The sequence below is a fragment of the Streptomyces sp. NPDC030838 genome, from assembly GCF_055572035.1.
The window spans coordinates 38,292-58,869 of the sequence record NZ_JBVIED010000003.1 but is presented as its reverse complement, the minus strand read 5'-3'; the positions used below and the strand labels follow the sequence as shown (position 1 = coordinate 58,869).

At 71.7% G+C, this 20,578-nt stretch carries 20 protein-coding genes; 13 read left to right on the top strand and 7 right to left on the bottom strand.

The window, feature by feature from the left end; all coding sequences use genetic code 11:
* Positions 1-5: 5 nt before the first annotated feature.
* From ACZ42A_RS10745 to ACZ42A_RS10735, 3 genes are all read left to right on the top strand, one after another.
* Complete coding sequence (locus tag ACZ42A_RS10745; RefSeq protein WP_468526823.1) at positions 6-830, top strand: hypothetical protein; 825 nt, start codon at positions 6-8, stop codon at positions 828-830.
* An 83-nt stretch (positions 831-913) separates the two neighbouring features.
* On the top strand, positions 914-1,993 hold the full coding sequence (locus tag ACZ42A_RS10740) for a hypothetical protein (RefSeq protein ID WP_468526822.1): 1,080 nt from the start codon (positions 914-916) through the stop codon (positions 1,991-1,993).
* Between the two features lie 26 nt (positions 1,994-2,019).
* Positions 2,020-3,303, top strand: coding sequence for a hypothetical protein (locus ACZ42A_RS10735; RefSeq protein WP_468526821.1), 1,284 nt, complete (start codon positions 2,020-2,022; stop codon positions 3,301-3,303).
* A 77-nt stretch (positions 3,304-3,380) separates the two neighbouring features.
* On the opposite strand, the gene ACZ42A_RS10730 is transcribed toward ACZ42A_RS10735, so the two are convergent.
* Positions 3,381-4,874: an oligopeptide:H+ symporter gene (locus tag ACZ42A_RS10730; RefSeq protein WP_468526820.1), complete on the bottom strand. Its 1,494-nt coding sequence runs from the start codon at positions 4,872-4,874 to the stop codon at positions 3,381-3,383.
* Positions 4,875-5,373: 499 nt separating this feature from the next.
* Here ACZ42A_RS10730 and ACZ42A_RS10725 point away from each other — a divergent pair, with 499 nt between their 5' ends.
* Together ACZ42A_RS10725 and ACZ42A_RS10720 are read left to right on the top strand one after the other, a co-directional pair.
* Positions 5,374-6,051 carry a response regulator transcription factor gene (locus ACZ42A_RS10725; RefSeq protein WP_468526819.1) on the top strand — a complete coding sequence of 226 codons (678 nt, stop codon included), beginning with the start codon at positions 5,374-5,376 and terminating at the stop codon, positions 6,049-6,051.
* A 48-nt stretch (positions 6,052-6,099) separates the two neighbouring features.
* Positions 6,100-7,368 (top strand): ATP-binding protein, encoded by a 1,269-nt coding sequence (locus ACZ42A_RS10720; protein WP_468526818.1) that lies wholly within the window; start codon positions 6,100-6,102, stop codon positions 7,366-7,368.
* Between the two features lie 33 nt (positions 7,369-7,401).
* Here ACZ42A_RS10720 and ACZ42A_RS10715 read toward each other — a convergent pair whose 3' ends face one another.
* On the bottom strand, positions 7,402-7,953 hold the full coding sequence (locus ACZ42A_RS10715) for a GtrA family protein (protein ID WP_468526817.1): 552 nt from the start codon (positions 7,951-7,953) through the stop codon (positions 7,402-7,404).
* 151 nt (positions 7,954-8,104) lie between these two features.
* Between ACZ42A_RS10715 and ACZ42A_RS10710 the strand changes: the two genes are divergently transcribed.
* The 5 genes from ACZ42A_RS10710 to ACZ42A_RS10690 all read left to right on the top strand — a co-directional run bounded on the left by ACZ42A_RS10710 (position 8,105) and on the right by ACZ42A_RS10690 (position 12,689).
* Entirely contained in the window at positions 8,105-9,244 is a 1,140-nt protein-coding gene (locus ACZ42A_RS10710; protein WP_468526816.1) for a 5-(carboxyamino)imidazole ribonucleotide synthase, read from the top strand.
* The gene (purE, locus tag ACZ42A_RS10705) at positions 9,241-9,765 is read left to right on the top strand and encodes a 5-(carboxyamino)imidazole ribonucleotide mutase (RefSeq protein WP_468526815.1); all 525 of its coding nucleotides are present in this window, start codon (positions 9,241-9,243) and stop codon (positions 9,763-9,765) included. The genes ACZ42A_RS10710 and purE overlap by 4 nt, the downstream gene beginning before the upstream one ends.
* A 110-nt stretch (positions 9,766-9,875) precedes the next feature.
* The gene (locus tag ACZ42A_RS10700) at positions 9,876-11,057 is read left to right on the top strand and encodes a dipeptidase (RefSeq protein WP_468526814.1); all 1,182 of its coding nucleotides are present in this window, start codon (positions 9,876-9,878) and stop codon (positions 11,055-11,057) included.
* 50 nt (positions 11,058-11,107) lie between these two features.
* Positions 11,108-11,467 carry a MerR family transcriptional regulator gene (locus ACZ42A_RS10695; protein ID WP_468527278.1) on the top strand — a complete coding sequence of 120 codons (360 nt, stop codon included), beginning with the start codon at positions 11,108-11,110 and terminating at the stop codon, positions 11,465-11,467.
* Between the two features lie 94 nt (positions 11,468-11,561).
* Positions 11,562-12,689 (top strand): dipeptidase, encoded by a 1,128-nt coding sequence (locus tag ACZ42A_RS10690; protein WP_468526813.1) that lies wholly within the window; start codon positions 11,562-11,564, stop codon positions 12,687-12,689.
* Between the two features lie 15 nt (positions 12,690-12,704).
* Here the strand turns inward: ACZ42A_RS10690 and ACZ42A_RS10685 are convergent, their stop codons facing one another.
* On the bottom strand, positions 12,705-13,097 hold the full coding sequence (locus ACZ42A_RS10685; RefSeq protein ID WP_468526812.1) for a VOC family protein: 393 nt from the start codon (positions 13,095-13,097) through the stop codon (positions 12,705-12,707).
* 22 nt (positions 13,098-13,119) lie between these two features.
* Positions 13,120-13,479, bottom strand: a complete 360-nt coding sequence (locus ACZ42A_RS10680; RefSeq protein WP_468526811.1) for a VOC family protein — start codon at positions 13,477-13,479, stop codon at positions 13,120-13,122.
* Between the two features lie 92 nt (positions 13,480-13,571).
* Here ACZ42A_RS10680 and ACZ42A_RS10675 point away from each other — a divergent pair, with 92 nt between their 5' ends.
* Positions 13,572-14,078, top strand: coding sequence for a CGNR zinc finger domain-containing protein (locus ACZ42A_RS10675; protein ID WP_468526810.1), 507 nt, complete (start codon positions 13,572-13,574; stop codon positions 14,076-14,078).
* 195 nt (positions 14,079-14,273) lie between these two features.
* On the opposite strand, the gene ACZ42A_RS10670 is transcribed toward ACZ42A_RS10675, so the two are convergent.
* A complete protein-coding gene (locus ACZ42A_RS10670; protein WP_468526809.1) occupies positions 14,274-15,617 on the bottom strand; it encodes a UDP-glucose dehydrogenase family protein in 1,344 nt (447 codons plus the stop codon).
* A 186-nt stretch (positions 15,618-15,803) separates the two neighbouring features.
* Here ACZ42A_RS10670 and ACZ42A_RS10665 point away from each other — a divergent pair, with 186 nt between their 5' ends.
* Positions 15,804-16,961, top strand: coding sequence for an acyl-CoA dehydrogenase (locus tag ACZ42A_RS10665; RefSeq protein WP_468526808.1), 1,158 nt, complete (start codon positions 15,804-15,806; stop codon positions 16,959-16,961).
* A 57-nt stretch (positions 16,962-17,018) separates the two neighbouring features.
* On the opposite strand, the gene ACZ42A_RS10660 is transcribed toward ACZ42A_RS10665, so the two are convergent.
* On the bottom strand, positions 17,019-18,305 hold the full coding sequence (locus tag ACZ42A_RS10660; RefSeq protein WP_468526807.1) for an LCP family protein: 1,287 nt from the start codon (positions 18,303-18,305) through the stop codon (positions 17,019-17,021).
* Between the two features lie 119 nt (positions 18,306-18,424).
* Here ACZ42A_RS10660 and ACZ42A_RS10655 point away from each other — a divergent pair, with 119 nt between their 5' ends.
* Entirely contained in the window at positions 18,425-19,000 is a 576-nt protein-coding gene (locus tag ACZ42A_RS10655) for an acyl-CoA thioesterase (RefSeq protein WP_468526806.1), read from the top strand.
* Between the two features lie 4 nt (positions 19,001-19,004).
* On the opposite strand, the gene ACZ42A_RS10650 is transcribed toward ACZ42A_RS10655, so the two are convergent.
* Complete coding sequence (locus ACZ42A_RS10650; protein ID WP_468526805.1) at positions 19,005-20,480, bottom strand: LCP family protein; 1,476 nt, start codon at positions 20,478-20,480, stop codon at positions 19,005-19,007.
* Between the last annotated feature and the right edge of the window lie 98 nt (positions 20,481-20,578).

Genomic DNA, 20,578 nt, shown 5'->3' with positions numbered 1-20,578 from the left:
CGCCGATGTCCTCAGCCGTCCGCGTCCTGTGCGGCGCCCTCCTGGTCCTGCTCGGCGCCGCCCCGCCCGCGTCCGCCGCCGACGGGTGGTCCCTCGCCCCCTCCGGCGGCGGCCGGCCGTCGTTCTACGCCGAGGGCGCGCCCGGCCGTGCACTGCGGGACACGGTGTCCGTGACCAACCGCGGGTCCGGGCCGGTCACCGTACGGCTGCGCGGCCCCGGCGTCACCTTCGCGGAGCCGACCGTACGGATCCCCGCCCGCACCCGCGCGGACGTGCCCTTCACGGTGACCGTCCCGCCCCGGGACCGCGCGGCCGAGATCGTCGCGCGTGACGCGGACGGCACCGTGCGGCGGGTCGGCCTCCACCTGCGCGTCACCGTGCCGCAGTTGGCCGCGCTGACCGTCGAGCGGGTCTCCGTACGCGCCGACCGGATCACGTACGAGCTGGTCAACCGGGGTACGACCGTGCTCGTCCCGCGACTCGCGGTCCGCGCGGACGGCGTCTTCGGCCGGCTCCTGGACCGCGCCCCGCGCACCCTGCCCGTCGAGGTCCCGCCCGGCCGCCGCATCCGGCTGAGCGAACCGTGGCCCGACCGGCCGGCCCTGGACGCCGTCGACGTACGGCTGACCGTGACCGCGGCGGGCGGCGCGCGGGACACCGGCCGGGCGTCGGCGCGGTTCGTGCCGTGGGGTGTGGTGGCGGGGGTGTCGGCGGTCGGGGCGGGGGCCGTCGCTGCGGCCGTGGCGGTCGTACGACGACGCAGGTCCCGTACGTCGGGGCAGCCCGGCGGTGAGGCCGAGTCGAGCGTGAGGGGAGCGGTGGTGACGTGAAGGCGGATCGTGGCGGCGGAAGCGCCGTACGTCCGGACGGTCCCCCCGGCCGAAGCCGAGTCGAGCGGGACGGGAGCGGTGACGTGAAGAGGCGGATCGCGGCGGTGGCCGCGGTGCTCGCACTGCTGCTGGTTCCCTTCGCGGACCGGGCGGCGGCCGAGGGGCGGCCCACGGTCGAACTGTCCGCGTCGCAGGCGGGGACCGGCGGTTCGGTCACCGTCAGCGGCGAGGGCTGGCGGGCGCGGGCGCTGCTGATGCTGCTGATCTGCGGGCAGTCCGTGCCGGCCCGGGGCGTCGTCGGCGGCACCGACTCCTGCGCCAACGGCGACGGCCGGGCCGTCACCACCGACGCCGAGGGCCGGTTCCGCACCAAGCTGCCGGTCGCCGAGCCGCCGGTGCCGTGCCCGTGCGTGGTGCACGTGGCGACGGTGACCGGGCCCCGGGCGCAGGCCGACGCGGTCTTCCAGGTCGCCGGGCACGCGGTCGAGCCGCTGCCCGACGCGCCGGCGGGCGGACGCCTCGCGGTGCTCAGCGACACCCGGCTCGACGGGGCGAGCGGCCTGCTCACCTGGTTCGGGGCGCCGCCCGCGCGGACTCTCGTCTTCACCGTGGGCAATGTCGGCACCGAGCCGGTGCGCGACCCCGTCTTCCAGATCGGCACCTCGCACGGCGTGTTCGCCCCGCAGTGGGAGGAACGGCCCTGGCGCGGCACCGTCGCGCCCGGGAAGAAGGCCCGCGTCGCCCTGCCCGTCGAGCTGGCGGCCGGGGCGCACGGCGACTACACGGTCTCCCTGAAGTACGGCGGGAAGGTCCTCGCCGAACAGCCCTGGGGCGTGGGGCGGCCCTGGGGCGTGACGCTGTTCTGGGTCCTGGTCTGCCTGGTCGTGCCGGCGGCGGTGTTCCGCGCCGGGATGGCGGTCGTGGACCGGGTCAGGCCGCCGCGGCCGGGCGGCGCCGCGCCGGTCCGGGCCCGGAGCGGCCGACGGCCTCGACTTCCCCTGCGCTTGCCGGGAATGACGGATCGTCAGGCTCCCGAGCATCCGCCCCCCACCACCTCATCCCTGCCGTGGTTCACCCCGGACTCCGCTCCGGGCCCGGCCGGCCGGCTCTCCGCACCGCACGACGACAGTCCGACGAGTCCTCTCAGAAAGGGACCCACGTGAGTACGCGAAGGAGAGCAAGCAGAGTCATGGGGGCGACCGGCGCGGCCGTCCTGCTGGGCGCGGTCGCCGCCGGGCCCGCGCAGGCCGCGGAGGTGTCGTACGCGACCGAGTGCGTGCCGCCGGCGATCTCCGGGCTGCCGCCGGTGCGGGGCACCACGACGGTCGAGATCAGCGCGCCCGCCGAGGCGAAGGTCGGCGACGAGGTGGAGATCGTCTGGAAGTTCGTGCAGGCGGCGTCCAAGAACCCCGACATCCTCGACCTGGAGAAGGACACGGTCCAGCCGACCGGCGTCCTGAAGGCGGCCGGGGCGCAGACCGGGGACGTCGCGATGACCGGGCCGCGGCAGAATCCGCCCATCCCCAAGAACAGCGACATGAAGCTCTCCGACATGAAGGGGAAGCTGAAGCTGACGGCGGCGGGCGAGGTGACGCTGACGCCGGACGCGTACAACATCAACGTGAACAGGCCGATCTCGACGGACACCAAGTGCACGCCGAAGGAGACGGTGAAACCGGCGGCGACGATCAAGGTGACGGCGGGCGGAGGAGACCCCGGCACGCCGACCCCCACCCCCACCCCCACCCCCACCCCCACGCCGAGCCCCACCCCGACGGCGACCCCCACCCCGTCCCCCAGCCCCTCGGAGACAGGCGGCGGCGGACAGACCGACTTCACCGGCAAGGAGGTCCAGGTCCCCTACGCCTGCAAGACACCCATCGGCGACCGGAACGCGACCTCGCCCGTGCAGATCGACGCGAGGAAGAACGGCGGAAGCTACGACCTCACCGTCCGCTTCAAGAAGTCCGTGATGGACAGCCCGGCCGACATCCCGAAGGACTCCGTGAAGCCGTCGATGGAGGTGGTGCTCGGCGGGGCGGACCAGGGCACGGTCCATGTGGAGGGCCCCACGAACAGCGAGCCGATCAAGGCGGGCGACCCGATCGAGATCCCCGATCTGAAGGGCACGTACAAGCCGGGCGCGAGCGGCGAGTCCACGCTGTCCCCGGGCGTCCTCACGATCAAGGCCCTGGGCACCACCACGACCTGCACCCCGGAGAAGACGGAGGTCTCCCTGACCCTGGACACCACCGAACAGCCGGGCGGCGCGGCAGGCGGCTCGTCGAGCAGCGGCGGCTCCACGAGCGGGGGCGGCTCGACGACCGGCGGCACCGGTGGCACCGGCGGCGGCCTCGCCGACACCGGCTCCGACGACCACGCCACCCTCAAGGCCCTCGCCCTGGTCGCCGGCACGGTCACCCTCCTGGGCGGCGGCCTGCTGACGCTCCTGCCGGGACGCCGGACGCCCTGAGAACCGGACGCCCTGAGAAACCCGTAGGGCCACCGCATCGCGTGATGCGGTGGCCCTACGGGAGCGCGGGAGCTACGTCAGCGGACGTCGCCCATGAGCTGCTTGACGTTCTTGCGGTACATCCAGACCGCGACACCGGCGAGCACCGCGAGGGCGGCCTCGGCGGCCACGACGCCGGTCTTGTTGAGGTCGACGCCGTAGGTGGAGAGCAGACCGGTGACGGCGTCGCCCGCGGTGACCGCGAGGAACCAGACACCCATCATCTGCGAGGCGTACTTGGCCGGGGCCATCTTCGTGGTCACCGACAGACCCACCGGGGAGAGCATCAGCTCACCGGTCGTCTGGCAGAAGTAGATCAGCACGATCCACCACGGCGAGACCTTGCCGCCGTCCGCCGCCACCAGCGGCAGCAGGAAGACGAAGAAGGAGATGCCGACCAGGACCAGACCGCCCGCGAACTTGACGATCGTGCTCGGCTCCTTGCCGCTGCGGGCGAGGGCCAGCCAGATGGTGGCGAAGACCGGGGCGAGCGCCATGACCAGCACGGGGTTGACCGACTGGAACCAGGAGACCGGGAACTCCCAGCCGAAGACGTGGTTGTCGACGTGCTTGTCAGCGAAGATCGACAGGGTCGAGCCGCCCTGGTCGTAGATCATCCAGAAGACGGCCGCGGCGACGAAGAACCAGATGTAGCCGGAGACCTTGGACTGCTCGACGCCGGTCAGCTCCTTGTCGCGCTTGATGCGCGCCAGGACGGTGATCGGGACGACCAGGCCGATGACCATCAGCGGGACCATCACCCAGTTCAGGGTGTAGTGGCCGGTGGCGACGACGATCGTGTAGAAGACGGCCGCGATCAGCATCCAGATCATGGCCTTGCGCAGTGTGCTGTTGCGCTCGTCGGTGCTCAGCGGCTTCGGGACGACGCTGGAGCGGTCGGCCAGGTGGCGGCTGCCGATCAGGAACTGGGCCAGGCCCAGCGCCATGCCGAGCGCGGCCAGCGCGAAGCCGAGGTGCCAGTTGACCTTCTGGCCGACGGTGCCGATGATCAGCGGCGCGGCGAAGGCACCGAGGTTGATGCCCATGTAGAAGACCGTGAAGCCGCCGTCGCGGCGCGGGTCGTTCGGGCCGTCGTAGAGGTGGCCCACCATGGTCGAGATGTTGGACTTCAGCAGGCCGGAGCCGATGGCCACCAGCAGCAGGCCGAAGTAGAAGGTGCCCGAGGTGGGCAGCGCCAGGACCAGGTGGCCGGCCATGATGACCGAGCCCGCGATGGCGACCGTCTTGCGGGGACCCCAGACGCGGTCGCCGAACCAGCCGCCCGGCATCGCCAGCAGGTACACCGTCGAGACGTAGACGGAGTAGATGGCGATCGCCGTACCGGCGTCCAGGCCGAGCCCCGCCGGGGCGACCAGGTAGAGGGGAAGCAGTGCCCTCATGCCGTAGTAGGAGAACCGCTCCCACATCTCGGTCATGAAGAGAGTGGCCAGTCCGCGGGGGTGGCCGAAGAAGGTCTTCTCGGTGCCGGGGGTGCCCGGTCGGGCCGAGTCCTTCGTCAGGCTGGACGCCATGGTCGTTCCTTGCTGGTCGGGACGCGCGGTTGGAGCGTTGCGCGCCCGGTGGGGGACGGCCGGCACCGGCGGGTCGACACGTCCGCCCTCACGCCCACGAGGGTGTCCGCTCCGGATCACGGAGCGGTGGACGGCGTCCACCGGGATCCACGCCTCGCGTGCGTCACTGCGCGCGATGCCCGGCCACAGGTCATTCCTTCAAGGCTGGTCTAGACCAACCCGCACACAAAAGAGACCTTCAGCGTCAAGACGGCGCCGAAGGTCCCTGCGTACTACAGGCGTCCAATCACCATACGGCAGGACACTGCCTGATATGAAAGGACTTGAGACGCGGATCACAGGTGTCGCGGGAACCACAGGACCGCTTTCGAAGGTCCCTCCTAGGATCGCACCTCGCAGATGCAGGTCCGTACCAAGGTAAGAGCCAGGCGAGAGACCGGTAAGAAGCAAGGCCGCGATCACACCCCGCGGCCTGTCACGCTCGGACTACCATCAGCTCATGACCCGTGTACTGCTCGCCGAGGACGACGCGTCCATCTCGGAACCGCTGGCGCGCGCACTGCGCCGGGAGGGTTACGAGGTCGAGGTGCGTGAGGACGGACCCACCGCGCTGGACGCGGGAATGCAGGGCGGCGTCGACCTGGTCGTGCTGGACCTCGGCCTGCCCGGCATGGACGGCCTGGAGGTGGCCCGCCGGCTGCGTGCCGAGGGTCACACCGTGCCCATCCTGATCCTCACCGCGCGGGCCGACGAGGTGGACACCGTCGTCGGCCTGGACGCCGGGGCCGACGACTACGTCACCAAGCCCTTCCGGCTCGCCGAGCTGCTGGCCCGCGTCCGGGCCCTGCTGCGGCGCGGCTCCGCCGAACCCCAGCAGCCGCCCGCCACCCACGGGGTGCGCATCGACGTCGAGTCGCACCGCGCCTGGATGGGCGAGGAGGAGCTCCAGCTCACCGCGAAGGAGTTCGACCTGCTGCGGGTGCTGGTCCGGGACGCCGGGCGGGTCGTCACCCGCGACCAGCTGATGCGCGAGGTCTGGGACACCACCTGGTGGTCGTCCACCAAGACCCTCGACATGCACATCTCCTGGCTGCGCAAGAAGCTCGGCGACGACGCCGCCAACCCCCGGTACATCGCGACGGTCCGCGGCGTGGGCTTCCGCTTCGAGAAGAGCTGAGCCCAGGGCTCCCGGCAGATCCAGGGCTCCCGACAGAAGTAAGAAAAGATGCGCCGCCGACTGATCCAGTCCACGCTCGCCGTGGTGCTCGTCGTGATCGCCGTGTTCGGCGTCTCCCTCGTCATCGTCGAGACGCGGACCATCAGCGACAGCGCCCAGGAGCGGGTGGAGTCCGAGGCGGTCCGGCTGGCCAGCATCGTGGACAGCCGGATCCTCGCGGCCGAGAAGATCACCGTCGACATCCTCGGCGACCAGCTCGGCGGCGACCAGTACGCCGTCATCCGCATCCCCGGCCAGGCACCCATCGAGATCGGCGAGAAGCCGGACGGCGATGTCATCCAGGCCACCCGCACCGGCGACCAGCGCGAGACGGTCACCGTCCAGGAGCCGCGCTCGGCGGTGTTCCGGGAGGTCGGCCGGACCCTGCTGATCATCGGCGCGGTGGCGCTGCTCGCCGTGGTCGCCGCGGTGCTGCTGGCGCTGCGCCAGGCCGACCGGCTCGCCTCGCCGCTCACCGACCTCGCCGAGACCGCCGAACGCCTCGGCTCCGGCGACCCGCGGCCCAAGCGCAAGCGGTACGGCGTCCCGGAGCTGGACCGGGTCGCCGATGTGCTGGACGCCTCCGCCGAGCGCATCGCGCGGATGCTCACCGCCGAGCGCCGGCTCGCCGCCGACGCCTCCCACCAGCTGCGCACCCCGCTGACCGCGCTGTCGATGCGGCTGGAGGAGATCACCCTCACCGACGACCTGGACACGGTGAAGGAGGAGGCGACCATCGCGCTGACCCAGGTGGAACGCCTCACGGACGTGGTGGAGCGGCTGCTGACCAACTCCCGCGACCCGCGCACCGGCTCCGCCGTCACCTTCGACCTCGACGAGGTCATCCAGCAGCAGCTCGCCGAGTGGCGCCCGGCCTACCGCCAGGCGGGGCGCGCCATCGTCAGCTCCGGCAAGCGGCATCTGAAGGCGGTGGGCACACCGGGCGCGGTGGCCCAGGTGCTGGCGGCGCTGATCGAGAACTCGCTGATGCACGGCGGTGGCACGGTCGCGCTGCGCACCCGCGTCACCGGCAACCAGGCGGTCATCGAGGTCACCGACGAGGGCCCCGGCGTTCCGGCCGACCTGGGCGCCCGTATCTTCGAGCGGGCCATCAGCGGCCGCAACTCCACGGGCATCGGCCTGGCGGTCGCCCGCGACCTGGCGGAGGCGGACGGCGGCCGGCTGGAGATGCTCCAGGCGTCGCCGCCGGTCTTCGGCCTGTTCCTGTCGCGTACGGCGGTGAAGAAGCAGGAGGACGAGGAGCCCACGGTCCGCTGAGGCGCGGCTATACGCGCGGGCGCTGCGACGCGGCTATACGCGCGCCCGCTGCCGTGCGGCCCGCTCGCGGTCCCGGGCCCGCTCGGTCTCCAGGAACGATTCGGCGCGGGAGACGGGCTCGGGGCCGGGCAGCGCCCGGAACACCCACGTCCGGTAGGACCAGAAGCGGAACAGGGTCGCCACGCCGATGCCGAGGAACTTGAAGATGTTGCTCTGCAGCGGGCTGTCCCAGCCGAAGCCGTACGTCGCGGCGTACAGCACACCGTTCTCGATGACCAGGCCGGCCGCGCTGAACAGGAGGAACAGGGACATCTCGCGGGTGCGGCCGCTCTTGTCGCGGTCCCGGTAGGTGAAGTAGCGGAAACCGACGTAGTTGAAGGCGATCGCCACGATCGTCGCGATCACGCTGGCCCGCACCACCGGGAGATCGGTGACGTGGCGTACCAGGTTGAACACGCCGAGGTTGACCAGCAGACCCGCGCCGCCCACCGCGCCGAACTTGGCGGCCTCACGCGCCAGGCGGCTCAGCCGCTGCCGCAGCGCGCTCGGGGGCGCCGCGGGGAGCCCCGAGGAATCACGTCCCATGGTCGTGAAGGCCCCCGTCCGTCGGTTTCGTCAACCCCGCCATGCTAACCACCCCCCTTCCGTGATCGCTTGTGGACGAGCCGGTGCCCCGCGAGGAGGGCCCGGCAGGAGCGGAATCCGGCCGCCCTGGCGCGGCGGATACCCTGGGGGCGTGACGTTCCCGGTAGTCGGCATGGTCGGCGGGGGCCAGCTCGCTCGTATGACACACGAGGCAGGCATCCCGCTGGGCATCAAGTTCAAGCTCCTCAGTGACACCCCTCAGGATTCCGCGGCGCAGGTCGTGAGCGATGTCGTCATCGGCGACTACCGCGACCTCGACACGCTGCGCGAGTTCGCGCGCGGGTGCGATGTGATCACCTTCGACCACGAGCATGTGCCCACCGAGCACCTGCGGGCCCTGGAGGCGGACGGCATTCCCGTGCGCCCGGGACCCGACGCGCTGGTGCACGCCCAGGACAAGGGCGTGATGCGGGCGAAGCTCGACGCGATCGGCGTGCCGTGCCCGCGGCACCGGATCGTGAGCGATCCGGACGACGTGGCGAAGTTCGCCGCGGAGGGCGACGGCTTCCCCGTCGTCCTCAAGACCGTCCGCGGCGGCTACGACGGCAAGGGCGTGTGGGTGGTGGACTCCGTCGAGGAGGCCGCCGAGCCCTTCCGTGCCGGTGTGCCGGTGCTCGCCGAGGAGAAGGTCGACTTCGTCCGCGAGCTGGCCGCCAACGTGGTCCGCTCCCCGCACGGGCAGGCCGTCGCCTACCCGGTGGTCGAGTCGCGCCAGGTCAACGGTGTCTGCGACACGGTCATCGCCCCGGCCCCGGACCTCGACGAGGCCCTGGCGCTGAAGGCCGAGCAGATGGCCCTGACGATCGCCAAGGAACTCGGTGTCGTCGGCCACCTCGCCGTGGAGCTGTTCCAGACCCGCGACGGCCGCATCCTCGTCAACGAGCTGGCGATGCGCCCGCACAACTCCGGCCACTGGTCGATGGACGGCGCGATCACCAGCCAGTTCGCCAACCACGTCCGCGCGGTCCTGGACCTCCCGCTCGGCGACCCGCGCCCGCGCGCCAAGTGGACGGTCATGGTGAACGTCCTGGGCGGCGACTACCCGGACATGTACTCCGCGTACCTGCACTGCATGGCCCGCGACCCCCAGCTCAAGATCCACATGTACGGCAAGGACGTGAAGCCCGGCCGCAAGGTCGGTCACGTGAACACCTACGGCGACGACCTGGACGACGTGCTGGAGCGCGCCCGTCACGCTGCCGGCTACCTGAGAGGCACCATCACCGAATGAGCCCTGTTGTTGGCATCGTCATGGGGTCGGACTCCGACTGGCCCGTCATGGAGGCCGCCGCCAAGGCCCTCGACGAGTTCGAGATCGCCTACGAGGTCGACGTGGTCTCCGCGCACCGTATGCCGCGCGAGATGATCACATACGGCGAGCAGGCCGCGGACCGGGGGATCAAGGTGATCATCGCCGGTGCGGGCGGCGCCGCCCACCTGCCGGGCATGCTCGCCTCCGTCACCCCGCTGCCGGTCATCGGCGTGCCCGTGCCGCTGAAGTACCTGGACGGCATGGACTCCCTGCTGTCGATCGTGCAGATGCCGGCGGGCGTCCCGGTGGCGACGGTCTCGGTCGCCGGCGCCCGCAACGCCGGTCTGCTCGCGGCCCGGATCCTCGCCGCGCACGACGAGGAGCTGCTGGGCCGTATGCGCGAGTTCCAGCAGGACCTCAACGACCAGGCCACCGAGAAGGGCAAGCGGCTGCGGTCCAAGGTCGAGGGCGCGGGCAGCGGCTTCGGTTTCGGCAAGTAGCTCCCGAGGCAAGTGGCTCCCGTATCAAGTGGCTCCCGTATCAAGTGGCTCCCGTATCAAGTAGCTCCCGTACCGAGTAGCTCCCATACGGAGAAGAGAAGGGGACGGCGATGACCTCGCTGGAGGAGGCCCGGGAACTGCTGCGCGCGTTCCCGGTGGTCGACGGGCACAACGACCTGCCCTGGGCCCTGCGCGAGCAGGTCCGCTACGACCTGGACGCCCGGGACATCGCCGTCTCCCAGGACGGCCATCTGCACACCGACATCCCGCGGCTGCGGGATGGCGCTGTGGGCGCGCAGTACTGGTCGGTGTTCGTCCGCTCCGACCTGCCCGACCCGGTCACCGCGACGCTGGAACAGATCGACTGCGTACGGCAGCTGATCGACCGTCACCCGGACGCCCTGCGCCCCGCGCTGACCGCGGCGGACCTGGAGGTGGCGCGCGGCGAGGGCCGGATCGCCTCCCTGATGGGTGCTGAGGGCGGCCACTCCATCGACAACTCGCTGGGCACCCTGCGCGGCCTGTACGCGCTCGGCGTCCGCTATCTGACGCTCACCCACAACGACAACGTGGCCTGGGCGGACTCCGCGACGGACGAGCCGGGCGTCGGCGGGCTGTCGGCGTTCGGCCGCGAGGTGGTCCGGGAGATGAACCGCCTCGGCATGCTGGTCGACCTCTCGCACGTGGCCGCCACCACCATGCGGGACGCGCTGGACGCCAGTACGGCGCCGGTGATCTTCTCCCACTCCTCCAGCCGCGCGGTCTGCGACCACCCCCGCAACATCCCGGACGACGTGCTGGAACGCCTGCCCGCCAACGGCGGCGTGGCCATGGTGACGTTCGTACCGAAGTTCGTGCTCCAGGCCGCCGTCGACTGGACGGCCGCCGCCGACGAGAACATGCGCGCCCACGGCTTCCACCACCTCGACACCACCCCCGAGGCGATGAAGGTGCACCGCGCCTTCGAGGAGAGCCACCCGCGCCCCGTCGCGACCGTCGCCACGGTCGCCGATCACCTCGACCACATGCGCGAGGTCGCCGGCATCGACCACCTCGGCATCGGCGGCGACTACGACGGCACGGCCTTCACCCCCGACGGCCTGAACGACGTCTCCGGCTATCCGAACCTGATCGCCGAGCTGCTGGACCGCGGCTGGTCGAAGACCGACCTGGCCAAGCTGACCTGGCAGAACGCGGTACGGGTGCTGGGCGCGGCCGAGGACGTGGCCCGCGACCTCCAGGCCACCCGCGCCCCGTCGAACGCCACCATCGAGGAACTGGACGGGGCCTGACCGTACGCTGGAACCTGACATGGATGTCAGAGTCCAGTCCGGGAGGGGACATGCGGATCGGTGAACTGGCCCGGCGCACCGGGGTCAGCGAGCGGTCGCTGCGCTACTACGAGACCCAGGGCCTGCTGACGGCCGAGCGGACACCCGGCGGACACCGGGACTACCCCGAGACGGCCGTGGACCGGGTGATCCGGATCCAGGAGCTGTTCGCGGCCGGGCTGCACAGCAGCCGGATCGCCCAGCTGCTGCCCTGCATGCGGGACACCGACGGCGGTCCGTCCGCCGTCGCCACGCCCCGGCTGGTCGCCGATCTCACCGAGGAGCGCGCCCGTATCGACCGGATGATCGCCGACCTGATGCGGTCCCGGGAGACCCTGGACGAGGTGATCGAGGCGGCGCGGGGGCGGTGAGCGGGGTACCCCCGAACGCCCCGTCCACCGGGTAGCGCCCGGGCACCCGTGCGACGGTGACGGTAAGCGACCACCGCGCACGTCAGGAGCCGCCATGGCCGAACTCCAGGACGATCTGCACACCCCGCCCGAGGTCGGCGAGCTCGACGATCTGCCGCTGACCGCGCCCTTCCCGCCCGAGGTGTACGCCCCCGGGGACGGCCAGGACCCCGACGCCGCCCCGCTGGAGCGCGCCCACGCCCTGCTCGCCGCGCATCCCGTGGCCGACGGCTACAGCGGGCTGCCCTGGGCGCTGCGCCACCTGCCCTGGTACGACCTGGAGACGGGGGAGAGCGCCGTCGACACCGATGTGCCGCGGCTGCGGCGGGGCCATGTCGGGGCGCTGTTCTGCTCCCTGCACCTGCCCGAGGGGCTGGCCGCCGACCGGGCGGTGGCCGCGACCCTGGAGCAGCTGGACCTGGTCCGCAAGGTGATCACCGGGCACCCTGAGAGCCTGCGCCTGGCCCGCACCGCCGGGCAGGTCATCGACGCCCGCAACTGCGGCCGGGCCGCCGTGATCCTCGGCCCGGCCACCGCCGCCGCCGTCGACGACTCCGTCGGCATCCTGCGGGTGCTGCACGCCCTCGGCCTGAGGGTGCTCACCCTCGCGGGCACCTCCTGGGCGAGCAAGGCCGGGCTGACCCGGTTCGGCGAGGAGGTGGTGCGCGAGATGAACCGGCTCGGGGTGCTCGCCGACCTCTCCGGCGCCTCCGAGGAGACCATCCGCCGGATCCTCGCCGCCTCCCGGGCGCCGGTGCTGGCCACCCGCTCCGCCGCCCGCAGCCTGCGCCCGCACCCCGCCAACCTGCCCGACGAGCTGCTGGCCGGGCTGGGCGCCGCCAAGGGCCTGTGCATGGTGCCGCTGACCGCCGAGCAGACGGGCCCGTCGGTCCGGGATGTCGCCGACCATCTCGACCACGTCCGCGCCCTCGCCGGTCCCGAGTCCGTCGGCCTCTCCGGCACCTACGACGCCGGCTGCGCCCACCCCCAGGAGCTGGGCGACGCCTCCTGCTACCCGCATCTGATCGCCGAGCTGCTGCGCCGCGGCTGGAGCGAACCCGACCTGGCCCTGCTGACCTGGGGGAACGTCCAGCGGGTGCTGCGCGCCGCGGACTTCACGGCACGGGCCGCGCAGGAGCCCCGCATGGTGTCGGTGGCGAAGATCGCGGACCTGGACGGCTGAGCGCAGCGGTTTCCGCTACGGGTGCTCGATCCGGCAGAGGCAGAACGGATGTCCCGCCGGATCCGCGTAGACCCGGAAGTCCTTCGTCTCGTAGTCCTCCGCGTCCAGGACCCGGGCGCCGAGCGCCAGCACCCGTTTCTCGGCCGCGTCGACCTCCTCCCAGGTGGACCCGGCGTCCAGGTCCAGGTGGAACTGCTGGGCGTTCCGGTCGGCGCGCGGCCACTCCGGCGGGCGCAGATCCGGCGCCGACTGGAAGGCGAGGCGGGGGCCGCCGGGGACCTGGAGCACCACCCAGTCGGGGTCGGCGTCGTCCGGCTCGCCACCGACGATCTCCGCGTAGAAGCGGGCGAGGGCGCGCGGGTCGGGGCAGTCGACGACCACGTTGCGGAAGCGGGCCGCGGGGATCATGGGTACCTCCGGTTGCGACGGCTCAGCAGACGCACAGACAGAACGGGTGCCCCGCCGGATCGGCGTACACACGCCAGGGCCGCGAGCGGTCCGCCGCGTCCAGCACCGTGGCGCCCAGCGCCAGCACGTCCTTCTCCGCCGCGTCCAGGTCCTCCACGGTCAGGTCCAGGTGGAACTGCTGCGAGGCGTCCGGCGACGGCCACTTCGGCGGTACGAAGCCGGGGGCGGCCTGGAAGGCCAGGTCCTGCCCGCCGGGCACCTTCAGGTCGACCCAGTCGCCTTCGCCCTCGACGGTGCCGCCCAGCAGCCCGGCGTAGAAACCGGCGAGTGCGCGCGGATCGGGACAGTCCAGGACGACGACACGCAGTTCGGCGAGAGCCATGACTTCCTCCTCGTCGAGGTCCGGTTACCTGTAGAGCAGGGTAACCGGTAACGGTTACCGCATGCTCTCGCATAACCGGTAACGTCGCAAGCATGAGTGAGCGACTTCCCGCGCCCGGCGGACTCGCCCTGGTCGAAGCCCTGGTGAACACGGTCGATCTGGAGTCCGGTCGGGACGACCTGGACACGCCGGAGGCCCGGGCGCGGTTCGGGATCGCGGAGCGCGACCTGGACGCCGTACGGGAACTGCGCGAGTCGCTGCGCGCGACCTGTCTGGCGCACGCCGGGCACCCGCCGCACCGCCCGGTCACCCCGCTGGGCGAGCTGCTGGCCCGGGCGCCGCTGTACGTCGCGGTCGACCCGCGGGACGGCTCGGCGCGGCTCGCGCCCGCCGACGACGGGCCGCTGCTGTCCCGGGTCGCCGCGGCCGTGGCGCAGGCGCTCACCGAGGGCACCTGGGAGCGGCTGAAGGCGTGCGAGCTGCCCGACTGCCACTGGGCGTACTACGACCGCAGCCCGGCCGGACGCGGGCGCTGGTGCTCCATGCAGGTGTGCGGCGCCCGCGCGAAGATGCGCCGCTACCGGGCGAAGGGCGCGTGAGACGCGGGGAGCGCGCCTGAGACGCGGGGAAGCGTGCGTGAGACGCGGGGAAGCGTGCGTGAGGGGCGGCGAAGGGTGCGTGGAGCGGGCGGAGTTGGTGCAGAATGCGACAAGACGCCGGTTCGGCCGACTGAGCCTCGGCCGAACCGGCGTCGCCGGTAGGTCTTACGCGGTGGCGTCTTACGCGGTGATGTCCTACGCGGTCGGGCGGCCCATCGCCCGGTACGTCCAGCCCGCCCGGCGCCACAGCTCCGGGTCGAGGGCGTTGCGGCCGTCCAGGATGACCCGGGCCGTCGCCACCTCGCCGAGGGCCGCCGGGTCCAGCTCGCGGAACTCCCGCCACTCGGTCAGATGCAGGACGACGTCCGCGCCGCGCACCGCCTCCACGGCGGAGTCGGCGTAGCCGAGCGTGGGGAAGATCCGGCGGGCGTTCTCCATGCCCTTCGGGTCGTAGACGGTGACCTGGCCGCCCTGGAGGTGGATCTGCCCGGCCACGTTCAGCGCGGGCGAGTCGCGGACGTCGTCCGAGTCCGGCTTGAAGGTCGCGCCGAGCACCGCCACCCGCTTGCCCAGGAACGGGCCGCCGCCCAGCGCCTGCCGGGCCAGCTCCACCATCTGGCCGCGCTGGCGCATGTTGATCGAGTCGATCTCGCGCAGGAAGGTCAGCGCCTGGTCGGCGCCCAGCTCGCCGGCGCGCGCCATGAACGCCCGGATGTCCTTCGGCAGACAGCCGCCGCCGAAGCCGATGCCCGCGCGCAGGAACTTGGGGCCGATCCGGTCGTCGTACCCGATCGCCTCGGCCAGCTGGGCGACATCGCCGCCCGCGGCCTCGCAGACCTCCGCCATCGCGTTGATGAAGGAGATCTTGGTGGCGAGGAAGGAGTTCGCGGAGGTCTTCACCAGCTCGGCGGTCGGGAAGTCGGTGACGACGAACGGGGTGCCCTCGGCGAGCGGCGTGGCGTACACCTCGCGCAGCAGCTTCTCCGCCCGGTCGCTGCGCACGCCGACCACGATCCGGTCCGGGTGCAGGGTGTCCTTCACGGCGAAGCCCTCGCGCAGGAACTCCGGGTTCCAGGCCAGCTCGGCGTCGCCGCCGGCCGGCGCGTGCTCGGCGAGGTAGGCGGCGAGGCGGTCTGCGGTGCCGACGGGGACCGTGGACTTGCCGACGACCAGCGCGGGGCCGTTCAGGTGCGGGGCGAGCGAGGCGAAGGCGGCGTCGACATACGACATGTCGCTGGCGTACTCGCCGTGCCGCTGCGGGGTGTTCACGCAGACGAAGTGGACGTCGCCGAAGGCGCCGACCTCGGCCCAGTCGGTGGTGAAGCGCAGCCGCCCGGTGGAGCCCTCGATCCCGGCGACGTGCTTGCGCAGCAGCTCGTCGAGGCCCGGCTCGTACATCGGGGTCTCGCCCCGCCGCAGCATCTCGATCTTCTCGGGGACCACATCCAGCCCGAGCACCTCAAACCCCAGTTCGGCCATGGCCGCGGCGTGCGTGGCGCCGAGATAGCCGGTGCCGATCACGGTGATCTTGAGGGCCATGGATGCTCCTGGGGGTACGGCGGTGATGCGGAGCCCGAGCATAGTCGGGCCGCCCGACGGGCACTCTTCCCGCGTCCCTTTCGTCAGTCACTCATCTGTCGCCAAGGTCACCTACCCCTGAGCTGGCCAGGCCCCTAAAATTTGTGTTACTTAACGGTAATTAGCGTCCTTGGAGCGTGAGAGACCTTGGCCGGATCGGCTGATTTCGACCTGTACCGCCCGTCCGAGGAGCACGACATGCTCCGCGACGCCGTCCGCTCGCTGGCCGAGGCGAAGATCGCGCCGTACGCCGCCGCGGTGGACGAGGAGGCGCGGTTCCCGCAGGAGGCGCTGGACGCGCTGGTCGCCAACGACCTGCACGCCGTGCACGTCCCGGAGACCTACGGCGGCGCGGGCGCCGACGCCCTGGCGACCGTGATCGTGATCGAGGAGGTGGCCCGCGTCTGCGCGAGCTCCTCCCTCATCCCGGCCGTGAACAAGCTGGGCTCGCTCCCCGTGATCCTCTCCGGCTCCGAGGAGCTGAAGAAGAAGTACATGACCCCGCTCGCCAAGGGCGAGGCGATGTTCTCGTACTGCCTCTCCGAGCCCGACGCGGGTTCCGACGCGGCCGGCATGAAGACCCGCGCGGTCCGCGACGGCGACCACTACGTCCTCAACGGCGTGAAGCGCTGGATCACCAACGCGGGCGTCTCCGAGTACTACACGGTGATGGCCGTGACGGACCCGTCCAAGCGCTCGAAGGGCATCTCCGCCTTCGTCGTCGAGAAGTCGGACGAGGGCGTCTCCTTCGGCGCCCCCGAGAAGAAGCTCGGCATCAAGGGCTCCCCGACCCGCGAGGTCTACCTGGACAACGTCCGCATCCCCGCCGACCGCATGATCGGCGAGGAGGGCACCGGCTTCGCCACGGCGATGAAGACGCTGGACCACACCCGCATCACCATCGCCGCCCAGGCGCTGGGCATCGCCCAGGGCGCCCTCGACTACGCCAAGGGCTATGTCCAGGAGCGCAAGCAGTTCGGCAAGCCGATCGCCGACTTCCAGGGCATCCAGTTCATGCTCGCCGACATGGCCATGAAGATCTCGGCCGCCCGCGCCCTGACCTACCAGGCCGCCGCCGCCTCCGAGCGCGGCGACGCCGACCTGACCTACCTGGGCGCCGCCGCCAAGTGCTTCGCCTCCGACGTGGCCATGGAGGTCACCACGGACGCCGTCCAGCTGCTCGGCGGCTACGGCTACACCCGTGACTACCCGGTGGAGCGCATGATGCGCGACGCCAAGATCACCCAGATCTACGAGGGCACGAACCAGGTCCAGCGGATCGTCATGGCCCGCAACCTGCCGTAACCCACGGACACGCGAACGGCCCCCGGCATGCCGCCGGGGGCCGTTCGCGTGTCCGGGTCAGTCGCCGGAGACGGTCACCTTCTCGTCGTTCTTCAGCTGGTCCACCAGGGTCTTGACCTTGGTCATGTCCCACTGGAGGTTGCCGTTCGCGGCGTTGCCCGAGATCGGCATGTTCATGGACTTGCCGTCGCCGCCGCTGACGCCCTTCATCGCCCAGAACATGGTCGCCAGGTCCCACAGGCCCATGTCCTTGTCGACGATGAGGGAGTCGAGGCCCGCGCCCATGGTCGGGTACAGCTTGAACGGGTTCAGGATCGTCCCGGGGGTGGCCACCTGGCTGGCGAGGGCGTTGAGGAACTTCTGCTGGTTCTTGGTGCGGTCCAGGTCGGAGCCGGCCAGCGCGTACCGGGTGCGGACGAAGGCGAGGGCCTCCTCGCCGTTCAGGGTCTGCCGGCCCTTCTCGAAGTTCGCGCCGGACTTGGTGTCCTTGATGTCCTGCGGGATGTCCATCTCGACGCCGCCGACCGCGTCCACGATGTTCGCGAAGCCGGCGAAGCCGATCTCCACGTAGTGGTCGATGTGCAGGCCGGTGTTGTACTCGACGGTGCGCACCAGCAGCGTCGGCCCGTCTATGGAGTAGGCGGCGTTCAGCTTGTTCGCGCCCATCGCGGGGCGCCGCTTGCCGGACTCGGAGCCCTGGAACTCGGGGATCGTGACGTTGGAGTCGCGCGGCAGCGAGATGAGCGTCGGCCCGTTGTCACCGGTGTGCAGGATCATCATCGAGTCCGTGCGCTTGCCCGCGGCGGACCCGGTGTGCAGCTTCTTCTTCTCCTCGTCGGACATGCCCTCACGGCTGTCGGAGCCGACGATGAGGTAGTTCGTGCCCTCGCCCTTCGCCGGCCGGTCGATCACCGTGGACAGGTCGACCTCGCGGTTGAGCTTGGAGTCGGCCCAGAAGTAGGTGCCGACGGTCGTGACGATCAGCACGGTGGCCAGCGTGATCGCGGTCACCTTGATCCGGCGGCGCCAGTTCGGCGCGGGACGCGGCTGCCGGGGTGCGCCTCCGCCGGGGCCGTGGCCGCCGGGGGTGCCGTAGACCTGCCCGGTGTTGTAGCCGCTGTCGTACCCGCCGAAGTCGTCACCGCCGCCGTCGACGTACGACGGCTGGCGCGGCACGCCCGGCTGGTACGGCGGTGCCCCCGGGCCCGAGGCGGGCGGTACCGCCGGGCCGCCGCCCCGCACCTGGCGCATCACGCGGGCGCCTTCCGGCTGCGCGCCGGCGCTGCCGCGTCCGTAGCGCGGGCCGCGGTTGTCGTCGGACCATCCCTCGGGCCAATCGTTCATGCGCCCCAGTGTGCCGGTCCCCGCTGTGTGCTTTACAAGGGTCGGCGGAAAACAGGGGCGAGGCTGTTGCGAACCCGACACAAATTCCCCGGATGCCAGTTCGGCATAAGGTGGAGGCCATGACAGACCAGGCCAGCCCCGCGGAGCCGGTGAATCCGGACGCTTCGGGCGATCCGGATATCCCGGGCAAGCCCACCTCCGCGTCCCGGACCACGCTCAGCCACATCATGACCCACAACGACACCAACCTGCTGGGTACGGTGCACGGCGGCGTGATCATGAAGCTGGTCGACGACGCCGCGGGCGCCGTGGCGGGCCGGCACAGCGGCGGCCCCGCCGTGACCGCCTCCATGGACGAGATGGCGTTCCTGGAACCGGTCCGCGTCGGCGATCTGGTCCACGTCAAGGCCCAGGTGAACTGGACCGGCCGCACCTCCATGGAGGTCGGTGTCCGGGTCCTCGCCGAGCGCTGGAACGAGTCCGCCCCGCCCACCCAGGTCGGCTCCGCCTACCTCGTCTTCGCCGCGGTCGACGCCGACGGCAAGCCCCGCCGGGTCCCGCCGGTCATCCCCGAGACGGAACGCGACAAGCGCCGCTACCAGGAGGCCCAGATCCGCCGCACCCACCGGCTGGCCCGGCGCCGCGCGATCATGGAGCTCCGCGAGAAGCGGGCGGCGGAGGGCTTCGAGGACTGATCCGTCAGCTCTGGGAGCAGCCCGCCTCGTCGCCGCGGACCACCGCGGGCTCGCCGGGCGGGCGGGGGGCGTCGGCCTTGACCTTGGTGACGCCCTTGTAGTCCGTGCCGACGATCACCTTCAGGGTCGCCCCCTGCCCCTTGACCGGTCGTAGCTCGCTCCCGGGCAGAGCCGCGGCCAGGGACTTCGCGGAGCGGTCCCAGCGGGGGTCGTACACCACGATCGTGCGCCGCACGTCCCGCTGTGCCGCGTTCACCGGCAGCCGGGTCGTACCGAAGCCGTTCGCCGCCAGGGCCGCGTCGGCCCGCCGGGCGAGGCCGGGGGTGTCCGTGCCGTTCTCCACCTGCACGCGGATCTGCTGCGGGGGCACCTCCACCACCCGTACCCGCGGCTGCTTCGGGCGGGCCGCGGCCAGCGGGCGGTCGTCGCGCAGGGCCTGGAACAGGCGCTCCGACTTGACCGGGTCCCATTTCAGGGTCGAGCCGATGCCCTTCACGGCGTACCCCATCCGCCCGATCGGCACGGTGGTGAACTCCGACGACGAGGGCGAGAAGTTCCGCATCGCCCGTCCCAGGTCCAGCAGCTCGCCCGTGCCGAAGCCCTTGTCCGCCCGCACCGACCCGAGCACCGCCCGGGTCACGTCCCGGAACTTCATCGGGTTCAGCAGCACCCCCGAGGACGTGGCCTGGTCGATCAGCGCGGCCAGGAAGTGCTGCTGGCGCTGCATTCGGCCCAGGTCCGAGGCGCCGTCGACATGGCGGGCGCGGACGTACTGGAGGGCCTCGCCCCCGTGCAGGGTGTGCGTGCCGGGCGGCAGGTCGAGGCCGGAATAGCGGTCCTTCAGCGGGCGGGCCGTGCAGATCTTGACCCCGCCGAGGACGTCCACCGTCTTCATGAAGCTGGTGAAGTCGACCTCCAGGTAGTGGTCGATCTTCACCTTCGTCATGTGCTCGACCGTGCGCACGGTCAGCTGCGGCCCGCCCTCCGCGTACGCCGCGTTCAGCTTGACCGGATGGCCCGCGTGCCGCTCGCCGGTGGTCTCGTCGGTGTGCGGCGGCAGCTCGGCGTAGGAGTCGCGCGGCAGGCTCACCACACTCGCCCGCTCCCGGTCCTCCGAGATGTGCACGATCATGATCGTGTCCGTGCAGTGGCAGGGCGCCCCGCCCAGCCGGTACCGCTGCCGGTCCGCCTCGCTGAGCTTGTCGCGCCCGTCCGTGCCCACCAGCAGCAGGTTCATCCCATGTCCCGCCCGGGGCCGGTTCTTCATGTCCCGGAACGCGTCGACCCGGGCGATGTCCGCGTCCAGGCTGGTGACGACCGCGTGCCCGATGCCCGCGGAGGCCAGCACCACCACCGACAGCGTGGTCACCGCCCGCACGGCCCAACGCGGCCGTTTCCGCCGGACGGGCGGACGCGGTGCGCGACGGGACGGCTGCGGGCGGCGCGCGGGCCGGCCCGGGGACCGAGGCGGTGCGGGCAAGGGACACCTCCGGACGAGGCCGTACGTGGGAGCCGTGAGCACCGTAGGCCCATACGATCTGTTGCCCGGTGCAGCGCACCCGGCGGGGCGCACCGGTG